We start from the raw sequence: 18,273 nt of genomic DNA on the forward strand, positions 1-18,273 counted from the left end.
ATGTTCACCACAAACGTCTGCTCACGGATACCGCCGTTGCCATGGATGCTACCCCGCTCTGCCTGTTCTGGAAAGGTTTCACCGTCGCCCATCACAAATTCCTGGATGAGCAAACGCTACGGCTCCAGTTGACGCCTGATGACCGAGTCCCGCCGGTCTGCAGCGGCTGTGACCATGCCTGCTTTCTCGTCCATGACGTGCATCACCGCCGCGTCCGAGAGGCCCCGTTGCTGATCTACCGGGTGGAGCTGGAGGTGCCGGTACGTCGCCTTCGCTGCCCCGTCTGTGGCCCGACACGCGAGCGCATTGACTGGTTGCCGGGCCGTTCACCAGTGACCACCACGTTGCGCCAGTGGGTGGAGCGGTTGGTCACGTTGCTGCCGATCCGGCATGTCGCCGACCTGGTCGGCCTGCACTGGCATACCGTCAAGACCATCGACAAGCAGCGCCTTCAGCGTGACTTGCCGGCGCCGGATCCGACACGGCTGCGCCGCCTGATGATGGACGAGTTCGCCCTCCACAAGGGACACCGCTACGCCACGGTGATTGCTTGTGCCGACACCCAGCAGGTGGTGTGGGTCGGCGAGGGCCGCTCCCGTGAGGCGATCCGCCCGTTCTTCGAATGGTTGGGTGATGCGCGACAGCAGATCGAGGCCGTCGCCATGGACATGAACGCGTCATTCGATCTCGAAGTGAAGGCCCAGTGTCCCAACGCCGAGGTGGTCTACGACCGCTTCCATGTGGTGGCCAAGTACGGGCGTGAGGTGATGGACCGGGTGCGCGTCGATCAGGCCAATCAGCTACGCGACGACAAGGCGGCCCGCAAGGTGATCAAGGGCAGCCGCTGGCTGCTGCTGCGCAACCAGGACAATCTCAAGCCTGAGCAGGCGGTGAAGCTGGAGGAGCTGCTGGCTGCCAATGCCTCACTGACCAAGGTCTATCTGCTCAAGGACCAGCTCAAGACACTGTGGTTTGCCGAGGACGAGGCGACGGCACGCAGCGGTTGGCAAGAGTGGGCCGGTATGGCGTTGAGCAGCGGCATCGACGCCCTGGTGCGCTTCACCAAGAAGCTGGAGCCCTACCTGGATGGCATCGTGTCCAGTGCTCGCCACCACCTGAACACCAGCGTGCTGGAAGGTATGAACAACCGAATCAAGGTCATCAAACGGATGGCTTATGGGTACCGCGACACGGAATATTTCTTCCTGAAGATCCGTGCCGCATTTCCCGGCAAAATGCGATGAACCAAAAAAACGACTCAGAGCACCGAAGCCATGGGGAAATCGCGTGGGGGATTGAGCACCAAGATCCACGCGGCGGTCGATGCCCTCGGCAACCCGGTACGGCTAATCCTCACACCGGGCCAAGCGTCTGAGTACGGAGCCGCCCCAGCGTTACTGGCGGGCTTTTCTCCAGCGGCGGTGCTTGGCGACAAGGGGTATGATTCCACCGCTTTGAGGGACATCATTCGAGCGGTGGGCGCCGAGCCGGTGATTCCGCCGAGAAAGAATCGCTTGGAATGCCCCGAGATAGATTGGCACTGTTACAAGGATCGCAATCTGGTAGAAAGGTTCTTCCAGAAAATCAAGCAGTTCAGGCGGCTGGCAACACGCTATGAGCGATTGGCGAGAAACTACCAGTCGCTACTCAACCTTGTATCCGCCGTCATATGGCTAGCCTAATTGTTAACGCTCCCTAGGGTATTGCACATCACTGCTCCTCGGCGATTCCATGAGGGCAGGTTGCTATGCATAACTAAGTCCTATCGATATAATTATCTGACAGACGGAAGTGATTGGAGATCATACCACTCTTCAATCATGGCAGCATGGTTCATGAGCGAGTCATATGCTTCCCCAAAAGTTGGATTCTCATTCCTTTCCTCCTCTACCACTGCCTGCCAGGCCTCGTGCATTTCAGAAAGAATTTCATCTGAAAAGCGCTCAACATTAACCCCTTGAGCTCTCAGATCATCCAGCACTTCCATCTGCCTCGGAATAACACTGCTAAACTCCCGCTGGATATTCGCACGACAGGCTGTTTCAAATTGTGCCTGCTGAACATCGCTATAACCATCCCAAACAGACTGATTAATCAGAAGCGCCAGCCAGCCAGCACCTTGGTGCCATCCAGGGAAATAGTAGTTTTCAGCTATTTCACTAAGCCCAAGGGCATTGTCAACTTCTGGGATGGAGAATTCGGCAGCATCAACTCGCCCCCTCTCCAGTGCAAGATACACTTCATCACCAGCGATTAGCTGGGTGGAAGCTCCAAACTCATTAAGCACCCTGGCACCTAAGCCAGATATCCTCATCGACAATCCCTGGAAGTCTTCTGTAGAGTTAATTTCCTTGTTAAACCATCCGCCAGGCTCCTGTGGTATATAAGAGCAAGGTAAAACTTTTATCCCATACTGATCGAGTGAGCTTTGAAGCAACTCTCGCCCGTCACCATCAAATGTCCACGAGAAAACAGCTTCTGCGGTTGGGCTAAATGGCAGAGCACCATAAAGGTTAGCAACAGGAATGGTGCCACCGAAATATGCAATAGTGGACCATCCTGCAGGAACAGCACCAGAGGATACTGAACTGAGAATGTCAAATGCCGGGATCAGCTCGCCAGGATCATACACCCGCATTGACACATTTCCGTCACTCATTGCCTCTAGATCACCGGACACATTCTGGGCACTCTTTCCAAAGAACGTTTGAGTGGAAAATGCACTCGCAACATCTAGTTGCACAGCTTCACTTGCAACTACAGCACTCGAAAATGCCGTCACAGAGATCGCCAGGAGGGTTTTTTGGAATTTCATATTTTTAACTCCGAACACTATTAAAAGTTACTTATTTTTTAACATTTTCAATATATGATTTCTTATACCTTAGCGGTTCCGGCCAGCTGGCTGGCCTGGTCCTGCTCGTCTTCCTTGGCACGCGGGCGGGCGTGGCGAGTCTGCAGCTCGGGCTTGTCGGTCTTCGACAGCTCGACGTCGAACACTACCTCGGAGAAGGGGCCATCCAGCTCGCGCTTGGCGATCTCGCCCTGATCCTCGATGCGGTTGGCCGGCACCACCAGCTCCTCGCGGGTAGCGAAGGCGAAGTCATCGAAGGTGTAGGGGTCGCCCGCCAGGTTGATCTGGGTGGTCAGGTGCTGGTGACCCGGCGCGGAGACGAAGTAATGGATGTGCGCCGGACGCCAGCCATGGCGGCCCAGGGACTTGAGAATCACGTCGGTGGGGGCGCCTTCCGGCACGCCATAGCCGGAGGGGATGATGCTGCGTGCGGTGTAGCGCCCGTCACTGTCCGCGTAGATGGTGCGGCGCATGTTGTATTCGCTCTGGGTCTGGTCGAAGAAGGAGTAACCGCCCTTGGAGTTGCAGTGCCAGATCTCGACCTTGGCCCCGGCGATCGGGTTGCCATCGACGTCACGCACCTGGCCGGTCAGCCACATCACCTCGGCATCCGGGTCGCTGCCGTCGTCCATCCGCGCGAAGCCCTCGGCTTCCGGGGCACCGGCCACGTAGAGCGGACCCTCGATGGTGCGCGGCGTACCCCCGGTGCGCTGGGCCTCGGCATCGGCCGCGTCCTGGCGCATGTCGAGGAAGTGGTCGAAACCCAGGCCCGGCGAGAGCAGGCCGAACTGGGTCTGGCTGCCCAGGGCGTTGAGCAGGTTGACGGCGGACCAGTACTCCTCCTCGCTGACGTCGAAATCGTCAATCAGCTTGAACAGGTCGGAGAGCAGGCGATGGACGATCTGCTTGCTACGCTCGTTGCCGCCCTCCTGGTCGAAGCCGGCAACGGTCTTCAGAAAATCCTGCACTTCGGGAGTATCGAAAATCTTCACGGTCATGGTCGGTTATCCTCGTTCGTTGTCTGGTGCTGACCCGCGGGCGGGAACTGGCGTGCTTCTACCGCGACTCAGGTGTCGTCATCACGGATGGAGGACGGGTGACGGCACAGCGGCTTGACGCTGATCTCCATGTAGGGAAAGAGCGGCAGGTTGCTGACCAGCTCCTGCAGCTCGGCATTGTCCTCGACGTCGAAGATGCTGACGTTCGAGTAGCTGCCGGCCACGCGCCACAGGTGACGCCACTTGCCGGAGCGCTGCAGCTCCTGTGAGTAGGCCTTCTCGGTCGCCTTGATCTCGGCGGCCTGCTCGGCCGGCATGGACGTCGGCAGCTTGACGGTCATTTCCACCTGAAACAGCATCTCGTTCTCCTCAAATCAGCGCTGGCACACCTCGGTGCTGGCGCGTCTCGGTGATGGCGCGACTCAGTGCTTGCGAGCGTAGTGCGCCAGCTTGTCTTCATCCAGAGTGATACCCAATCCCGGGCCCTTGGGAAGCGCTACCCCGAACTCACTGTAGTTCAGTGGCTCGACGACGATGTCGTCCTTGAGCAGCAGCGGGCCGAACATCTCGGTGCCCCAGGCCATCTCGGGCAGGGTCGCCCAGGCGTGCAGGGAGGCGGCGGTGCCGATGGTGCCCTCGAGCAGGGTGCCGCCATACAGGCCGATGCCCGCGGCCTGGGCCACGTGGGCCAGCTCCAGCACGCCCTGCAGACCGCCTGACTTGGCGATCTTGAGGGCGAAGGCGCCGCTGAAACCGCCGCGGACCAGGTCGAGGCCGTCGCGGGCGTCCTGCACCGCTTCGTCGGCCAGCATCGGCACGTTGAAGCGGTCGGCCAGGCGGATCAGGCCGGCGTGCTCGCGGGCGGGAATGGCCTGCTCGATCAGCTCGATGCCGGCGTCCTGCAGGGCCTGGATGCCGTAGACGGCGGTAGACTCGTCCCAGGCCTGGTTGACGTCGACGCGCACGCTGGCGCGATCGCCCAGGGCCTCCTTGATGGCGGCCACGTGGCGCACGTCCTGTTTCACCGGGTTGGCGCCGATCTTCAGCTTGAAGTCGCAGTGGCGGCGCTGCTCGAGACGCAGCCGCGCCTCCTCGATATCCTTGGCGGTATCGCCGCTGGCCAGGGTCCAGAGCACCGGCAGGTGGGCCTGGCGGGCGCCGCCCAAAAGCTCGGCCACGGAGAGGCCCAGGCGCTTGCCCTGGGCGTCGAGCAGCGCGGTCTCCAGCGCCGACTTGGCGATCATGTTGCCGCGGGCGTGGCGGTTGAGCAGGGCGCGCAGGGCGTTGACGTTGCCGGAGGGCTGGCCGATCAGCAGCGGCGCCAGGTAGGCGTCGATGTTGCACTTGATGCTCTCGGGGCTCTCGGGGCCGTAGGCCAATCCACCGATGGTGGTGCCCTCCCCCAGGCCCTCGATGCCGTCGCTGTGGCGCATCCGCACGATGACCATGGTCTGACAGGCCATGGTGGTCATGGAGAGCTTGTGGGGACGGATGGTCGGCAGGTCGACCAGCAGCGTCTCGATGGACTGGATAGTGGCGGTCACGGGCAGTATCCGGTTCGGGTATGTGGTAATACCGTGACAGTCTTAACTGCGCCGCAACCTACGAACCAATGTTGTTTGCTCACACTGCCATACCCTGGGAGGTATGATGGACCTGCACGAGCTACGTACTTTTTGTGTGGTCGCTGAGGAGCTGAATATGACTCATGCAGCTAAACGTCTACATATGACGCAGCCACCACTTTCAAGGAAAATCAAAAGCTTAGAGAACAGCTTAGGCTCTCGCCTGTTTGAACGCAGCCCCCGAGGGCTAGCCCTAACAGCTACTGGCCAGTTCCTCTACCAGCAGGCACAACAGCTACTGGACAAGGTAGAAAGCACTGCTGCCACTATTCAGCGCATGGAGCGCCATCAACGCCCACTGCTCGGCATCGGCTTTGTGCCCTCGGTTTTCTACGATCAGCTGCCGCTGTTGGTGCGCGAGCTACGACAAAAGGATGAGATGGAGCTGAATCTGGTTGAAATGACCACGATACAGCAGGTTCAGGCACTGAAGGCGGGGCGCATCGACATTGGTTTTGGCCGCCTGAAGATAGATGACCCTGATATTGAGCAAATAAAACTATTCGACGAGCCACTGCTTGCTGCCTTACCCACCGGTCACTGTTTGGAGGGCTCTACTCCCACACTCGAGCAATTAGCCCACCATCCATTGATACTTTTCCCTGCTCGGCCACGCCCCAGCTTTGCAGATTTAGTCCAAGGGTTTTTTCATCGCCGAAGCATCAAGACACGAGTCGTTCAAGAAACCAACGAACTTCAGACTGCGCTTGGACTTGTAGCGTCTGGACTTGGAATTACTCTTGTTCCCGAGCAGGTCATGAACGTACAGCGCAGTGGTATCACCTATGCCCGACTAGCGGATGGAAGCATTTTCACACAGGTAATTTGCAGTCGTCGAAAGGGGGACCCCAACACTCCTTTGACGAAAGAAATAAATAGAATTATGACAAGGCAAATCGAAACATAGTATCTCCATCTTCCAAGGCATCAGAATATCCCACGATTATGATCAAGGATTTCAGAGAGTTTTATTACCGCCTCGAGCTCCGAGCAGCCCTGCTCGCGCATCACGCGCATGCGCTCGGCCTTCTCCTCGCCCTCGGTGCCGGCTAGGGCCAGGTAGAGGCTGGGGGGCACCACCCGGAACAGCGCCTCCAGGCGTCCTGACAGCACCACCCCCTCGGTATATTTCTTGGAGACCTTGGTGGCGGAGGCCATCAGCTTGCGCTGGGTGGCGGTGAGTTCCTTGAAGCGGCTGACCTGCTCGATCTCGTCAGGCGGCATGTAGAGACACAGCCAGAACTCGATCATGTTGAGTAGCTTGCGGGCTGCGTCCGGGAAGTCCTCGAGGTTCTGGGTAGCCATCCAAATCCAGTGGGAGAGCTTGCGGCCCATCTTGCCCACCTTGACCAGATAGGGGCTGAGTAGCGGGTTGACGGTGAGCAGGTGGCACTCGTCGATGACCTGGACGATGGGCCGCCCGCTGTACTGGTCGCGCTCGGCCAGGTTGGTGATCATGTTGGTCACGCTGATCACCGCCAGGGCTAGCTGGGCCTCGTAGCCCTCTCGGGCGAAGTGGGCCAAGTCGATGATGGTCACGTCGCACTCGGGCCAGGCGGTGCCGGGGCGGTTGAAGACCTCGCCGTCGAAGCCGTCGCAGAACAGCCCCATGGCTTCGCCCATGTCATAGGCGCGGCGCTGCCGCTCCTCCGGGATCTCGGTATCGCGTGAGATCGCATAGAGCGCCTCTCGTACGTCCTGGGTCATGCAGTCGCGGCCCTCTTCCCGACAGCGCTCCGCCGCACGGTAGATGGCGTCGCGCACCATACGCCGGTCGGCGCGGCGAAACTCCCGCTCCTCCTTGGGATCCCCGCCGGTGATCATCAGCCGGGCGGTGATCTCCATCTCGCCCAGCAGGTCGCGCTCCTCGTCGGGCTGCTCCTCGTCCTCCTCCAGGGGCGCCTCCTCGAAGGGGTTGACGTCCTCGGCATCCCGGGCCAGGCGGCGCTCCTCCACCTCATTCTCCAGCAGCCGCGTGGCCGCTGCGAACGGCGGCAGCCTGGCCCCGCAGCCCGGCGACAGCTTGACCTGGTTGACGTTCATCCCCTTGCGCTCGAAATACTGGCCCAGCAGCCCGAAGCTGTTGCCCACCTCGATAATGAACAGCCGCGGGCGGTGCATAGCCATGACCTGGCTCAGCACGCCGTTCAGAGTGGCCGACTTGCCGGCCCCGGTGGGGCCGAACACCAGCATGTGGGCGTTGGCCGAGCGATCCTCGAGGTTCAGCGGGTCGAAGCTGAAGGTCTCGCCGCCACGGTTGAAGAAGGTCATCCCCGGCCGGCCGGTACCGCGGCCGCGCCCGAACACCGGCGCCAGATTGGCCAAGTGGTGGACGTAGTTGAACTGGGTGTACCAGCGGTTCTTGCGATCCTGCTCCGGGTCGAAGTTCATCGGCAGCCAGCGCAGGTAGGTGTTCAGGCCGGCGACTTCATCTTCAGGATCCACCGGCGAGAGGTTGACCTGCAGAAGCTGAGTGGCCAGCGCCATGCTGCGCTGCTGGAGGTCCTGCTCGTTCTCACCCATCAGGAAGAAAGCCAGGGTGCTCTGGTAGAGCTTGTGGTTCTGACCCAGGTAGCGGCGGGCGGTCTCGCAGTCCTCGCGGACCTGTCGGGCTAGCACGCTGTCGCCTACCGCCTTGCTGTGCAGGCGGTTGATATGGTCCTCCAGGGGCTCCTGGGGTGTCGCCACAATGGTCAGCACCGCCTCGGTGCCCTCGGGCAGCTTGTCCATCAGGGCATTGCTCGCCTGCCCGTCGGAGCGGCGCACCTCGCCGGTGAGGTGGCCCACCACCGGCGCCCGGCGCATCTCCTCCACCACCACACAGCACTGGGGTCGCCCATCGAACCACCAGAGCCCCGTCTCCACATCGCCCCGGGGCGAGTTGAAGAGCATTCCCTCGGCCAGGTCGTAGTTCCAGGCCACGTCACCGGCGTCCTCGGGGTAGTCGCACAGGGCGTAGAAGCGCGCCGGGTCATCGGGGGCCAGCCGCGGCCGCGGGTTGAAGCGCGGCAGCAGCCAGCGGTGAAAGGCGCGCCCGTCGTAGCGCTCCAGGCGCAGGCCCGCGCCGTGCAGCGCGGCGGCCAGCCGGTCGTAGACCTGATTGGCGGCCTGCTCGGGGGAGAGCCCCCGCTGACGCTCTCCCGCCTGGCGCTTCTTGCCGAGCCAGCGGTAGAGCACCAGGCGCGTGCGACGGGTCTGGCCCCGCCAGCGGGTCTGGGTCACGCCGTCATCCTGGAACAGCCCACCCGGTTTGGAGATCGCCTTGAGGTGAGCGCCCATGCTCGCCAACCAGTCCTGGGTGAACTCGGTCTCCCGGGCCCGCGGCCGCACATAGTCCCGCATGCGCTCCAGGTCGGGGCGGGCGTCGACTTCATCTTTGACGAAGAGCTGCACCACCCAGGGGTGCTGCTCATACTCCGGCAGGCTGTCCTGAAAGGCGGCCTCGATCTGGTCGCGAATCGCCTCCAGAGACTCCGGAGCGCGGCCCTCGGTGGCGATAGGGAAGACCTCGGCCACTACCCCCACCGAAACCCCATCCTCGAGCAGAAAGCAGCCCGACTCGGGTAGGAACTCCACCCAGGGCAGGTAGTTGCTGAAGGACGGCGCCCGACGGAAGTGCGAGCGTAGCTCGGCCACGGAGGGCGCCTTGCCCCGGGGCAGAGCCAAAGGCCGCCCCTGGATATCATGGCTCAGGGCAGCGAGGGCATCTGGCTCGATCGACTGGGCTTCAGGGTCTCGCGCACAAGGCGACGCCGATAGCAGCTCATCCAGTCCTTGTCCTTGGTCGCTATCATCGGCCTTGGCACTGCCGAAGAGGCGATTCATCAGCGCATCGAACTGCGACATCAGAGAGCCCTCCCGTCGACCCAGTCCGCAGTGGCTCGCGCACTCTCACCGGGCATGGCGTACTGAACGCGTTGATAGAGGGGAAACACCGTCGAGTAGCCGGGTACCGGCACCTGCTCAGTTCCTGCCAGGTGGGGAAAGACGTACATCACCAGGTCCGGGTTGGGCAGGCGGCGGAACTGGCTGTAGATCTCGTTGCCTACATCGCGGCTGTAGCGCAGGTGCTCCGTTACCATGTCGTCACTCTTCAGCGGACGGCGAAGCTCGCTGCGCACATCCAGCGGGCGGCGCTCACCAGTACTTTGGCCGGCCTGGTTCTGCCAAATCTCCATCATGGTGGTGTCACCCACCGGCATCAGCTCTTCCTGAGAGGTCGCACACCCGGTCATCGTCAGGCTCGTGAACATGACCGCCATCGACATGGTGGCGCTACGGCAGATCGAGATTGGCCGCACTCGAGCGGTCATATCGCACCCTCCTTCCTTGGGTTTCATAGTCGATGGGCAGCTCACGCTCGATATGGATGGCGACCGGCTGACCCGGGGGAACATAGACAGCATCAAAGGTCTGGCCGAAGCGCTCCTGCACCCACTGGCGCACGCCGGAGACGCCGCCGGCCAGGGCCTGGCTGGCGGCATAGCGACCCGAGTCACCGGTCAGGCCGCTGACCACGCCACCGCTGTCCACACTGGTGGTGACTTCGTTCATGGCCATGGCATCGGCGCCGGCCTCGGCGGCGCCCAGGATGAAGCTGGTGAGCAGGAACTGCTGAGCATTGGTCTTGCGATCCCCGGGGATGCAGGGCAGGCCCCGCGGGTCGGAGAGCCAGCCGAGGATGGTGCGGTTCGAGCCGTCTCCCGAGTTGACGTCATCGGGAGCCGGCAGGGTGCGCACAGTGCCGTCCTCGAAGACGAAGGTCATCGAGTTGACCTGGCCACGCACGCAGGAGAGCGTCCAATCACCGGTGGCGGTGCCGCTGACGATGGCGCTCTCCACCTCGGGCAGGGTGACGCCGTTGGCGGTAAGGTTCTCGCGGCCGATCACTACCTTGAACGGATAGGGGTCGTTGACGGTGCCATCGATGGGCACCCGGCCCAGCAGCGCCGTCATCGCCACCGAGCCCATCAGGGTGGAATTCTCCGGCAGCGTATAGACGGGCTCCACGCTGGATTCATCGGGACGTCCGGTCACCCGGCTTTCTGCCGCGCTGGAAGCATGCTGGGCCGCTTCGCCCAGTTCCTCGGCGGCCTCACGGAAGCCGGTCGGGAAGGTAGTCTCGCCACGCCCACGCTCATCCTCCTGGGCGTCCAGGGGCTCGACCCAGGTCAGCGCATGCTCCGAGCCAGGGCCCGAGTAGGATGTCCCATCAGGGCCACCACCTCCCTCAAGCCCCAGGCCGATGGGCAGGTCATCATCACGTTGCCCATCCACCTGGCGGCGCAGCTGATCCAGCTGACGCTGCAAGGTGCCCAGCATGGAGCTGTCCGGCTTGGACCGCGCGATCTCCTGACGTAGCCGTTCGCGCTCACGGCGCAGTGCTTCATCGATGGCACCGTCCACATCCTGGTGGCGGCTCATCAGCTGCTCGTTCTGGTCGCGCAGCGCCTGTGTTTCCGCCTGGGCTTGCTCCAAGTCGCGACGCATGGCCTGCACGTGGCCGACCAAGGTGGCCACGGTATCCCGCGGGGTATCCCCCTCGATGCCCAGCGCCTGCAGCTCGTCATCGGTCAGGCTTAGCGTCGGGTCAGTCTCGGCGATTTCTGCCTCAGAGTCGGCTTCGCCTCCGCTCAGGCTGCGCACCAGGATCAGCAACACGATCACCAACAGCCCAGGCACCAGAATCTTCAGCAGGGTATTGCTACGCAGGGTCATGAGGTGCCCTCCTCGACCTTATCCTTCTCCTCCAGCGGGATCAGGGCCCTGTCCAGGCCGCCGCGCTGAGTGACCAGAAAGACCGTGGTGGTGTCCTCCATGGAGCCTCGCGGCGCCAGATAGGGGTGCATGAAGGTCGCGGAATAGAACTCCCCCTGCAGCCAGCGCGGATCCATCTCGAAGGCGCGCTGCCGATCGTTGTTCTCGAGCTTCACCGCGGTGACCGTCCAGCCATCGAGCCGCCAGGCGCTCAGGGGCGTGGCGGTCACCGGCAGCGACGGCAGCAGAGTGCTCAGCGACTCGGGCAGCCGCATGGGCACGCGAGAGACGCCGCGCAGGGGCTCGATGGTGCGCTGCGGCGCATAGAGGGACTGGGCGGCATGCCGGGTCAGTAGCACCGGCACAGGAGTGGTGGACGCGCGCTGTGCAGCACTGCCTGACGCTTGAGCCGACGATGGCGGGGTCGACACTGTGTTCGCACCGCCGCTGTCCGAGGAAGAACTGGCCGTGGATGACTCTCGGCTATCCACCACCAGGATCTCCTCGCTACTAACGCCCTCCCCGGCCGACAGGTCCAGCAGCAGCACATCCCCGCTCTCCACGTCTTGCACGCGAACACGCTGGGTTTCGAAGGTCTCGAAGGCCTTCAGATAGAGTACGCCCCCGGCGCTTTGTACGCGCAGTACCTCGGGATTGGCCAATGCCGGTGGCAGGCCCACGCGAACGTTGCGGTCCAGGGTGACAATCCGCTCCTCATCCACCGGCAGCGGTATCGCCAGCGGTCGACGTTCCCAGTGCATGACCTCCACAGCCAGCGCCTCACCGACGAACACGGCGGTGACCAACCAGGCCAGCATCACACGCTTCATGAGGAGCCTCCTTGCTTCTCTGCATCTGGTACCGACAGCCGCTGAGGAATGCCATCGAAGCAGTCCACCTGCAGGCCCCAGGGGTTGCGCTGAGGGTCCACGTCGGCCTTCACCACCCGCAGCGGGTAGCGAATGAACAGATCGCGAACCGGCGTGCCGGCGTACTGTTCGTCGATGGCCATATCCAGGGTAACCACCCAAGCATCACGACTAAGGATCTCCACGGAATCGGCGCGATAACCTCGCCCGGGAATTTCGTAGATGCCGCGTACCCGGCCGGAAAGCTCCTGGCGGCGATCGCGGTCCTCGTAGTCCTTGGCCAAGTAGCGCTGACAGGAGGGGGTAAGAAAGGGTGAATAGGCCCTCAGGTTGCGGCGGTAATCGGCTTGACCATCCGCGGGCCAGCGGTTGATCTGCTGCCAGACGTAAAACCCGAAAGCGTAGACGCTCGATGGGTCGACCTCCCACCAGGCGCGGGTGCTGCCTGAGCGCAGGTCGGGCGGGTTGTGGATGGTCAAGTTCTCGGGAGCCGACTTCCAGCCCCACCACAGACCAGCGCATAACAAGGCCAACACCAAGATGACCAGGCGCAGGGTGGTGATATGGGCATCCCGTGCGCTAAGGGCGTGACGAAAGCGGCTCATGGGCGTCCTCCCGGTTGGTAGCGCATCCGCCGCCGTGAGAAGGGACCGGAACGGGTGATCAAGGCGTCGGCTCCCCTGAGACGGATGCCCTGCCGAGCGAGACGAAACTGTAGGCTGCGGTAGAGCCAGGAGGCGGGACGGCCGCGACGTAGCCGCCGCATCACGGCGCCACCGACGTAGAGCGCCATGCCGGCACAGGCAAACGCCACGGTCGGCACCATGGCGATGGCTCCCAGCAGCCAGGCGCCGATCGCGCCCGGAAGCAATCCCGCGGCTACTCCGCCCAGAGCCATCATCCCAACCTCGTGCCCGGTCATGCCCCGAAACACCACCGGTGCGGCATTCAGGCGAGTCGGCAGAAAGTCGAGACGGTTAACCATCAGAGGATCTCCGCGGCCTTGGTCGCCAGCCAGATAATGGCTACGATCAGCACTACCCCCACGACGACCACTACGCCGAACTTCGACCACTCGCCGCGAACCCGTGCCTCGTTGAAGGTGGCAATGGCGGCAATCGCGACGATCAGGAACGCCACCGTGGCCAGTATCAGGCCGCCCAGGGCGCCGAAGTCATAGAGATAATTCTGTAGCGTGGTGAGAAGGCCATCGCCCTCCCCCCGTGACGGCGCCTCCATGGTGGGAAGCCCCTGCGCCATGGCCTGAGCCGGCACAAGTCCTGCCGCGGCCATCATGGCGAGGCCTCGGGTACGAACACGGGAGCAGAGTGAACGCACGGTAGTCATAACGAGCTCCTTCTTGAGTAACGAATTGTTGAATGACGCAGAGTGCGAGGCCGGCGACCTCAGAGGAAAACCCAGAACATCACCACGACCAGGAAGACGGCGCGCAGCGCGGCAAAGCCGAAGTCATCGCCGCTGACGCGCCCCTTGGCGTAGCCTCGATAGGAGGAGATGGCGCTCCAACACGCCCAGAGCAGCACCACGGTGCAGCCCACCCCGGCAATAAGGACTCCCAGGGGTGGCGCCTCGAAGCCGGCACCGGCGGCGAAGGCCTCCATTAGCGCAACTCCCGCAGGTAGTCCCCGGCGAGGGGCACCGGCTGGCGGGGCGGCAATCGAGGCGGTTCGAGTACGTCATCGATGCCCTTGTCCACGGCTTGGATATCCCGGCGCAGGCGCGGCACATCCAGGAAGACGCGGGTGGTCTCAGGGTCGAACTCCCCAACGCGGATCTCGAGCCGATCCACAATGCGCTGGATCTGGGCCAGCTGATCCTGGATCAGCGCCAGGTCCTGGCGGGCGATCTCATCGCGCACGCCGTCGCGGTCGTTGGCATAGGCGGAGTAGGTAGCGCCGAACTGAGCGGTCAGCAGCGTCAGAAGCAGGGGCGACAGGGCTCGTGGCAAGCGGCGAAACGTCATGACAAGACAGTCCATCCGTTGGCTGGCATTGTCCTCATCCTGTCGCCCGCCAGGGTGCAGCGCAGCAGGAAACCATAAGCGCCGCACACGACGTTTATCTTCGCCTGCTCAATACCCTAGACACGCAAGCACCGGAGCCCGCACCGGCTCCGGACGATAGCGGCGAGGCCGCGGAAGGCCTGCGATGTGGAGTTTCAGAGGTACTTCTTGAAGCTTCCCGTGGCGATGCTGATCAGCAAGCCAAATAGGGCCGCGCAGGGCAGCAGGAAGGCGTTGGGATGAATAGCGAAGGGCACGCTCAGGTAGAACAGCCAGCCCACCACGAAGACCGGCGTGATGGCCCGCTTGGCATGGTGGTAGATGAAAGCGGACTCTCGCCCCGCACCGAAGCGGCGCAGGTCGCGTCGCACCAAGCCGTCGACGAAACCAACCAGGGCCGCCAGAGCAAAGAGCGGCGAGGTCAGCAGCAGAATGACCACACGGGTCAGGGTCATCAGCGTGACGTAGAGCGCCGCCTGCACGTAGACATGCAGGGTGCCGAGCCAACCCCCGTGATGGGCGCTGTTCTCAAGCCAGTCCGCTATCCCGCTCCTCACGAACAGCCACTCGTGGGCGCTGGTGACGGCTCGGGTCGCCAGGGCGACCGGGTCCGAGACCAGCAGCGAGCGCGTGAAGTGGGTATCCAGTCGGGCCACTTCGGTTTCCAGGGTCTCCAGCGCATGCTGGGCCCCGGGCTGGCTCCACCACTGCCAGTGGATTCCCGCCCACTCGACCAGCACCGACATCAGGAGCGACACGACCAGCACCGCAATAATCTGAAATGGAAGGCCGAATAGCGTGGAGAACCAGCCGCGTCGAGTTTCCTGGGCACGTTCCGCCGTGGCCATCTCAGTGCACCCTGACTGGCGTCAGCGAGCAGAGCAGCGACCAGCGGCGATCGTGGTAGTGCAGGATCAGCCGCCCCTCATGAGGGTGCTCGCCCTGCTCCCATACTGGCGAAAGCCCCTTGCGATAGGCGTGCTGGGTCAGCTCGACGCGGTCGATCCCGATGACCACGTAGTCGAGTAGCCCGAACAGGGCCTGAGGCAGCTCACTCAGGGAGCCGCTCTCCAGGGCAACACTGGAGACGATGGCGGTTGCCGCGGTATCAGGCGTCATGGGCGTTGTCTCGATGTTCATCACGGTTCTCCATCTCTTGGGCCAGCGGCCACTCGTTGAGCAGCTGATCCTCAGCCTCCTCCCCCTGCCGGCGCGCCTTGGCCTCGTCTTCCCGCGCCTCCGCTCGAGCTTCTGTCCGCGCAGGCGGCGGCTCCTGGGCATCGCGGGCCCGCATCGGGAGTTCAGCCCCTAGCTCGCCCAGATCCAGGTTCACCGGCGGCGGCATCACCGCGGTCCACCACTGCTCGCCGGTGGTGTAGTCGCGCTTCATGCGCTCGGCGAGCTCGGCGATGCTGCCGGGGATGTCCTCACCCTTATCGGGTAACGGTAGCGGCATGCGCACCTTCCAGAGCTGGCCGCCCTCGAGCAGGGCGAAGGCCTGCCCCTTGGGCAGCGAGACCACGTCCGCCGGCTCGATCATCGGCACTTGCACGGTGCTGATGCGGTCGCCGCCGGAGCTGGTGAAGTCGATATCGTTGGCGATGTCGCTGGAGTCGGAGGCCATGCTGACCAGCATGCGAGTGGCCACGTTGACCTGGCGCAGCTGTCGGGTCAGCAGCTCGGCGGTCTTCTCCTCGCGTACCCGCAGCATCACCAGGTTGTTGAAGTTGCCGACCACCTGACCGGCCTTGGCGGCGTTGCCGATGCGCGCCTCGATGTCGGAGAGGGTCTGGGTATAGGCGGTGACCTGGATGCCGGCGCCGCCCCCCTTGTTGATGAGCGGGATGAACTCGTCGCCCATCAGCTCGTTGAACTCGTCGCAGTGCAGGTTGATCGGCACCTTGCCCATGCGCTTGCCGTTCACCGCCGGCAGGCCGTCATCGATGCCGTGCTTGTAGATATGGCCGGCCACCGAGACCAGGTCGGCGAACATCGAATTACCCACCGCCTGGGCCACCTCGAAATCAGACATGGCATCCAGGCCTACGTAGACGATGCCCCGTTTGCGGATGATCTGCTGCCAGTCGATGATCGGCCGGGGGTCTTCGATATCGTCGTAGTCCGGCGAGAGCAACTCGGCGATACGCCCGGTGGTCAGCTTCTCCAGCAGCGGCAGAAGGCTCGCCACGATCTTGTCGAAGTAGGTTTTGTCGTAGCGCACGGCGCTGCGCAGCCCCTCGAGCACGGCGTCCACCACCTTGACCTGCTGCAGATACTGCTCGATGGCCACCACCCGCTTGTCACGCCCCTGAAACTGGCGGGGGATGTTCTTGTCGTTGAGCTTGCCCTCGATGGTGGTGATGCGCTCCCAGGCGTGCTGGTCATGGCGCGTCAGGGTCTGCTGGGCGTACTCGATCATCAGGCCATCGATGTTCACCACATCCGAGAGGATCTGATCGTAGGTGGGGCGCTGCCCCAGTGCATGACGGGCCCGGGCCACGATATTGACGAAGCGCCAGGCGAACTCGCGGAAGGCGGCGCTGTTGCCCTCGCCGGAGAGCTGGCCGGCAAGCCGGGTGGCCACTTCCGAGATGCGCCCGAAGCGGCCCACGGCGTTGTAGCGCGCCGAGATATCTGGCCAGCCCAGATGAAAGACGTAGAAGGCGTCGCCGCGGCCCGCCCGCTGTGCCTCGGCATACATGCGGATCATCAGGTCTGCATCGCCCTTGGGGTCGAAGGCAATCACCACGTCACCGCGATGGATGTCCTGGGTGATCAGGATCTCGGCGAGCCGGGTCTTGCCAACCCGGGTGGTGCCCTCCACCAGGGTGTGACCCACCCGCTCCCCGAGGGGCAAGTAGACATCGCGCTCCTTCCACTCCACGGCATGCAGTGCTGCCATGCCGCCCACCGGCGGCAGCGGGCGCACCGGATTCCAGGGCACATCCGACGCGAACAGCTTCACCAGCGGCCGACCGGCAGCATGGCACTCCAGCCGGTTTTCCATCTCACGGGCCAGGCGGTAGGCCGGCCCCGGGCGCAGATAGCGCTGCACGTGGGGCTGCTGGCTCTCATGCAGCCGCTGGGTGTGGCGCGCTTCCCACTTGAAGCCCTTGCCCATCCACAGCAGCCGCTGGCTAACCGGAATCTGCCGGCTGCGCAGCGCGAAGCGCGGCAGGCGCTTCATGTTGCGACGGTAGCGCAGCACCACCCAGGCCTGCCGAGCCCGCCACAGCCCAAAGGCAGCAAAGCCTGCGGCCATGCCGTAGCCCACGCTGGGCGACAGGGCCAGAGACCAGGGCGCCATGATGCAGAGTACCGCGCAGGCCAGGCAGACCAGGGCGGTGTTGAGCTCTACCGACGGGCGCAGCAGCGCCTCCAGGGGGTGTGTCTGGTTCATTGCGCGCTCCTACTGCTCCAGCCCCTGAGACGTCACCAGCACCGGGTAGTGGGCCAGGCCCAGCCGACCGGCCAGGTCGTCCCCCGGCGTGGGGCGCAGCTCAAGCCCCGGCACCGCATCGCGCAGGCGCTCAAGCCCCTCGGGCGTGGCCACTTCGACGATCAATCCCACCGCGTTGAGCTCACGCAGGGCCTCCCCGCGGGCCTCCAGCCAGCGCAGCGACAGCGCATCGTCACCGACCAGGAAGAAGGGCGTCATGCGGCTAGGCAGCTCCAGCGGGCGGAAGCGCACCTCGCCGGGCGATAGCTGCTCGCTGGTCACCGGCAGCATATCCGCCTCGCTGAACGGCACCGGCGCACGCGTATCCGGGGCATAGCCCTCCTCCTCCGGCACGTCGGCCATGCCGATGGCGACGAAGTAGGGGCGGGCCGGCTCGCCGCCATGATCGGCGAGCACCTCCAGGGCAGGCCGCTCGGCCAGGGACATGCTCGGCATCGTCTCCGCCTGGGCGCCGGCGGCAAGCAACGCGAAGAGCCCACTGACCAAGGCGGGTAAAGCTCGGCAGCGACCGTCACGCATCAGGCACCTCCCCCGACGTATCTTCACCGTACTCCCCCAGGTACTCCTCCCAGGAGCCATGGGCCTCTTCATGGCAGTAGTCGATTGGCGGCTCGATCTCGTGGGGCTCGCGCCAGGCCGTTGCCCCGCAGTAAGGGCAACGATAGGGGGCAGAGTGAATCATCGATG

General features: G+C 63.5%; 20 protein-coding genes and 1 pseudogene. 3 read left to right on the plus strand and 18 right to left on the minus strand.

The window, feature by feature from the left end; all coding sequences use genetic code 11:
* Window positions 1-41: 41 nt before the first annotated feature.
* Window positions 42-1,244, plus strand: coding sequence for an ISL3 family transposase (locus DFO68_RS11555; protein ID WP_208107418.1), 1,203 nt, complete (start codon window positions 42-44; stop codon window positions 1,242-1,244).
* Between the two features lie 18 nt (window positions 1,245-1,262).
* Window positions 1,263-1,682, plus strand: a pseudogene (locus tag DFO68_RS11560) (IS5 family transposase); the annotation flags it as partial.
* Window positions 1,683-1,774: 92 nt separating this feature from the next.
* Here DFO68_RS11560 and DFO68_RS11565 read toward each other — a convergent pair.
* The 4 genes from DFO68_RS11565 to DFO68_RS11580 form a co-directional block, all read right to left on the minus strand.
* Window positions 1,775-2,815: a TRAP transporter substrate-binding protein gene (locus DFO68_RS11565; protein WP_133483799.1), complete on the minus strand. Its 1,041-nt coding sequence runs from the start codon at window positions 2,813-2,815 to the stop codon at window positions 1,775-1,777.
* Between the two features lie 62 nt (window positions 2,816-2,877).
* Complete coding sequence (catA, locus tag DFO68_RS11570) at window positions 2,878-3,852, minus strand: catechol 1,2-dioxygenase (protein WP_133483800.1); 975 nt, start codon at window positions 3,850-3,852, stop codon at window positions 2,878-2,880.
* Window positions 3,853-3,920: 68 nt separating this feature from the next.
* Window positions 3,921-4,211 (minus strand): muconolactone Delta-isomerase, encoded by a 291-nt coding sequence (gene catC, locus DFO68_RS11575; protein WP_133483801.1) that lies wholly within the window; start codon window positions 4,209-4,211, stop codon window positions 3,921-3,923.
* A gap of 63 nt (window positions 4,212-4,274) precedes the next feature.
* Entirely contained in the window at window positions 4,275-5,396 is a 1,122-nt protein-coding gene (locus DFO68_RS11580) for a muconate/chloromuconate family cycloisomerase (RefSeq protein WP_133483802.1), read from the minus strand.
* A gap of 106 nt (window positions 5,397-5,502) precedes the next feature.
* Here DFO68_RS11580 and DFO68_RS11585 point away from each other — a divergent pair, with 106 nt between their 5' ends.
* Window positions 5,503-6,384, plus strand: a complete 882-nt coding sequence (locus tag DFO68_RS11585) for a LysR family transcriptional regulator (protein ID WP_133483803.1) — start codon at window positions 5,503-5,505, stop codon at window positions 6,382-6,384.
* A 20-nt stretch (window positions 6,385-6,404) separates the two neighbouring features.
* Here the strand turns inward: DFO68_RS11585 and DFO68_RS11590 are convergent, their stop codons facing one another.
* The 14 genes from DFO68_RS11590 to DFO68_RS15525 all read right to left on the minus strand — a co-directional run bounded on the left by DFO68_RS11590 (window position 6,405) and on the right by DFO68_RS15525 (window position 18,268).
* Window positions 6,405-9,323: a conjugative transfer ATPase gene (locus DFO68_RS11590; RefSeq protein WP_133483804.1), complete on the minus strand. Its 2,919-nt coding sequence runs from the start codon at window positions 9,321-9,323 to the stop codon at window positions 6,405-6,407.
* Complete coding sequence (locus DFO68_RS11595; protein WP_432206842.1) at window positions 9,323-9,790, minus strand: TIGR03751 family conjugal transfer lipoprotein; 468 nt, start codon at window positions 9,788-9,790, stop codon at window positions 9,323-9,325. The genes DFO68_RS11590 and DFO68_RS11595 overlap by 1 nt, the downstream gene beginning before the upstream one ends.
* Entirely contained in the window at window positions 9,753-11,195 is a 1,443-nt protein-coding gene (locus DFO68_RS11600; RefSeq protein WP_133483805.1) for a TIGR03752 family integrating conjugative element protein, read from the minus strand. Before DFO68_RS11600 ends, DFO68_RS11595 begins: the two co-directional genes overlap by 38 nt.
* Entirely contained in the window at window positions 11,192-12,064 is an 873-nt protein-coding gene (locus DFO68_RS11605) for a TIGR03749 family integrating conjugative element protein (RefSeq protein ID WP_133483806.1), read from the minus strand. Before DFO68_RS11605 ends, DFO68_RS11600 begins: the two co-directional genes overlap by 4 nt.
* Window positions 12,061-12,708, minus strand: a complete 648-nt coding sequence (locus DFO68_RS11610) for a PFL_4703 family integrating conjugative element protein (RefSeq protein ID WP_133483807.1) — start codon at window positions 12,706-12,708, stop codon at window positions 12,061-12,063. Before DFO68_RS11610 ends, DFO68_RS11605 begins: the two co-directional genes overlap by 4 nt.
* On the minus strand, window positions 12,705-13,088 hold the full coding sequence (locus DFO68_RS11615; RefSeq protein ID WP_095623367.1) for a TIGR03750 family conjugal transfer protein: 384 nt from the start codon (window positions 13,086-13,088) through the stop codon (window positions 12,705-12,707). The genes DFO68_RS11610 and DFO68_RS11615 overlap by 4 nt, the downstream gene beginning before the upstream one ends.
* Complete coding sequence (locus DFO68_RS11620) at window positions 13,088-13,450, minus strand: TIGR03745 family integrating conjugative element membrane protein (RefSeq protein ID WP_133483808.1); 363 nt, start codon at window positions 13,448-13,450, stop codon at window positions 13,088-13,090. Before DFO68_RS11620 ends, DFO68_RS11615 begins: the two co-directional genes overlap by 1 nt.
* Before the next feature lie 59 nt (window positions 13,451-13,509).
* Window positions 13,510-13,725: a TIGR03758 family integrating conjugative element protein gene (locus tag DFO68_RS11625; protein ID WP_095623369.1), complete on the minus strand. Its 216-nt coding sequence runs from the start codon at window positions 13,723-13,725 to the stop codon at window positions 13,510-13,512.
* Window positions 13,725-14,087, minus strand: coding sequence for an RAQPRD family integrative conjugative element protein (locus DFO68_RS11630; protein ID WP_133483809.1), 363 nt, complete (start codon window positions 14,085-14,087; stop codon window positions 13,725-13,727). Before DFO68_RS11630 ends, DFO68_RS11625 begins: the two co-directional genes overlap by 1 nt.
* Before the next feature lie 194 nt (window positions 14,088-14,281).
* Window positions 14,282-14,974, minus strand: a complete 693-nt coding sequence (locus DFO68_RS11635; RefSeq protein ID WP_133483810.1) for a TIGR03747 family integrating conjugative element membrane protein — start codon at window positions 14,972-14,974, stop codon at window positions 14,282-14,284.
* 1 nt (window position 14,975) lies between these two features.
* Window positions 14,976-15,266, minus strand: coding sequence for a hypothetical protein (locus DFO68_RS11640; protein WP_089689194.1), 291 nt, complete (start codon window positions 15,264-15,266; stop codon window positions 14,976-14,978).
* Window positions 15,235-17,526: a type IV conjugative transfer system coupling protein TraD gene (traD, locus tag DFO68_RS11645; protein WP_133483811.1), complete on the minus strand. Its 2,292-nt coding sequence runs from the start codon at window positions 17,524-17,526 to the stop codon at window positions 15,235-15,237. The genes DFO68_RS11640 and traD overlap by 32 nt, the downstream gene beginning before the upstream one ends.
* Window positions 17,527-17,535: 9 nt before the next feature.
* A complete protein-coding gene (locus DFO68_RS11650) occupies window positions 17,536-18,105 on the minus strand; it encodes an integrating conjugative element protein (RefSeq protein ID WP_133483812.1) in 570 nt (189 codons plus the stop codon).
* Window positions 18,098-18,268: a hypothetical protein gene (locus tag DFO68_RS15525; RefSeq protein ID WP_166637563.1), complete on the minus strand. Its 171-nt coding sequence runs from the start codon at window positions 18,266-18,268 to the stop codon at window positions 18,098-18,100. Before DFO68_RS15525 ends, DFO68_RS11650 begins: the two co-directional genes overlap by 8 nt.
* Window positions 18,269-18,273 lie beyond the last annotated feature (5 nt).

Source organism: Halomonas ventosae (genome assembly GCF_004361885.1).
Classification (GTDB): Bacteria; Pseudomonadota; Gammaproteobacteria; order Pseudomonadales; family Halomonadaceae; genus Halomonas; species Halomonas ventosae_C.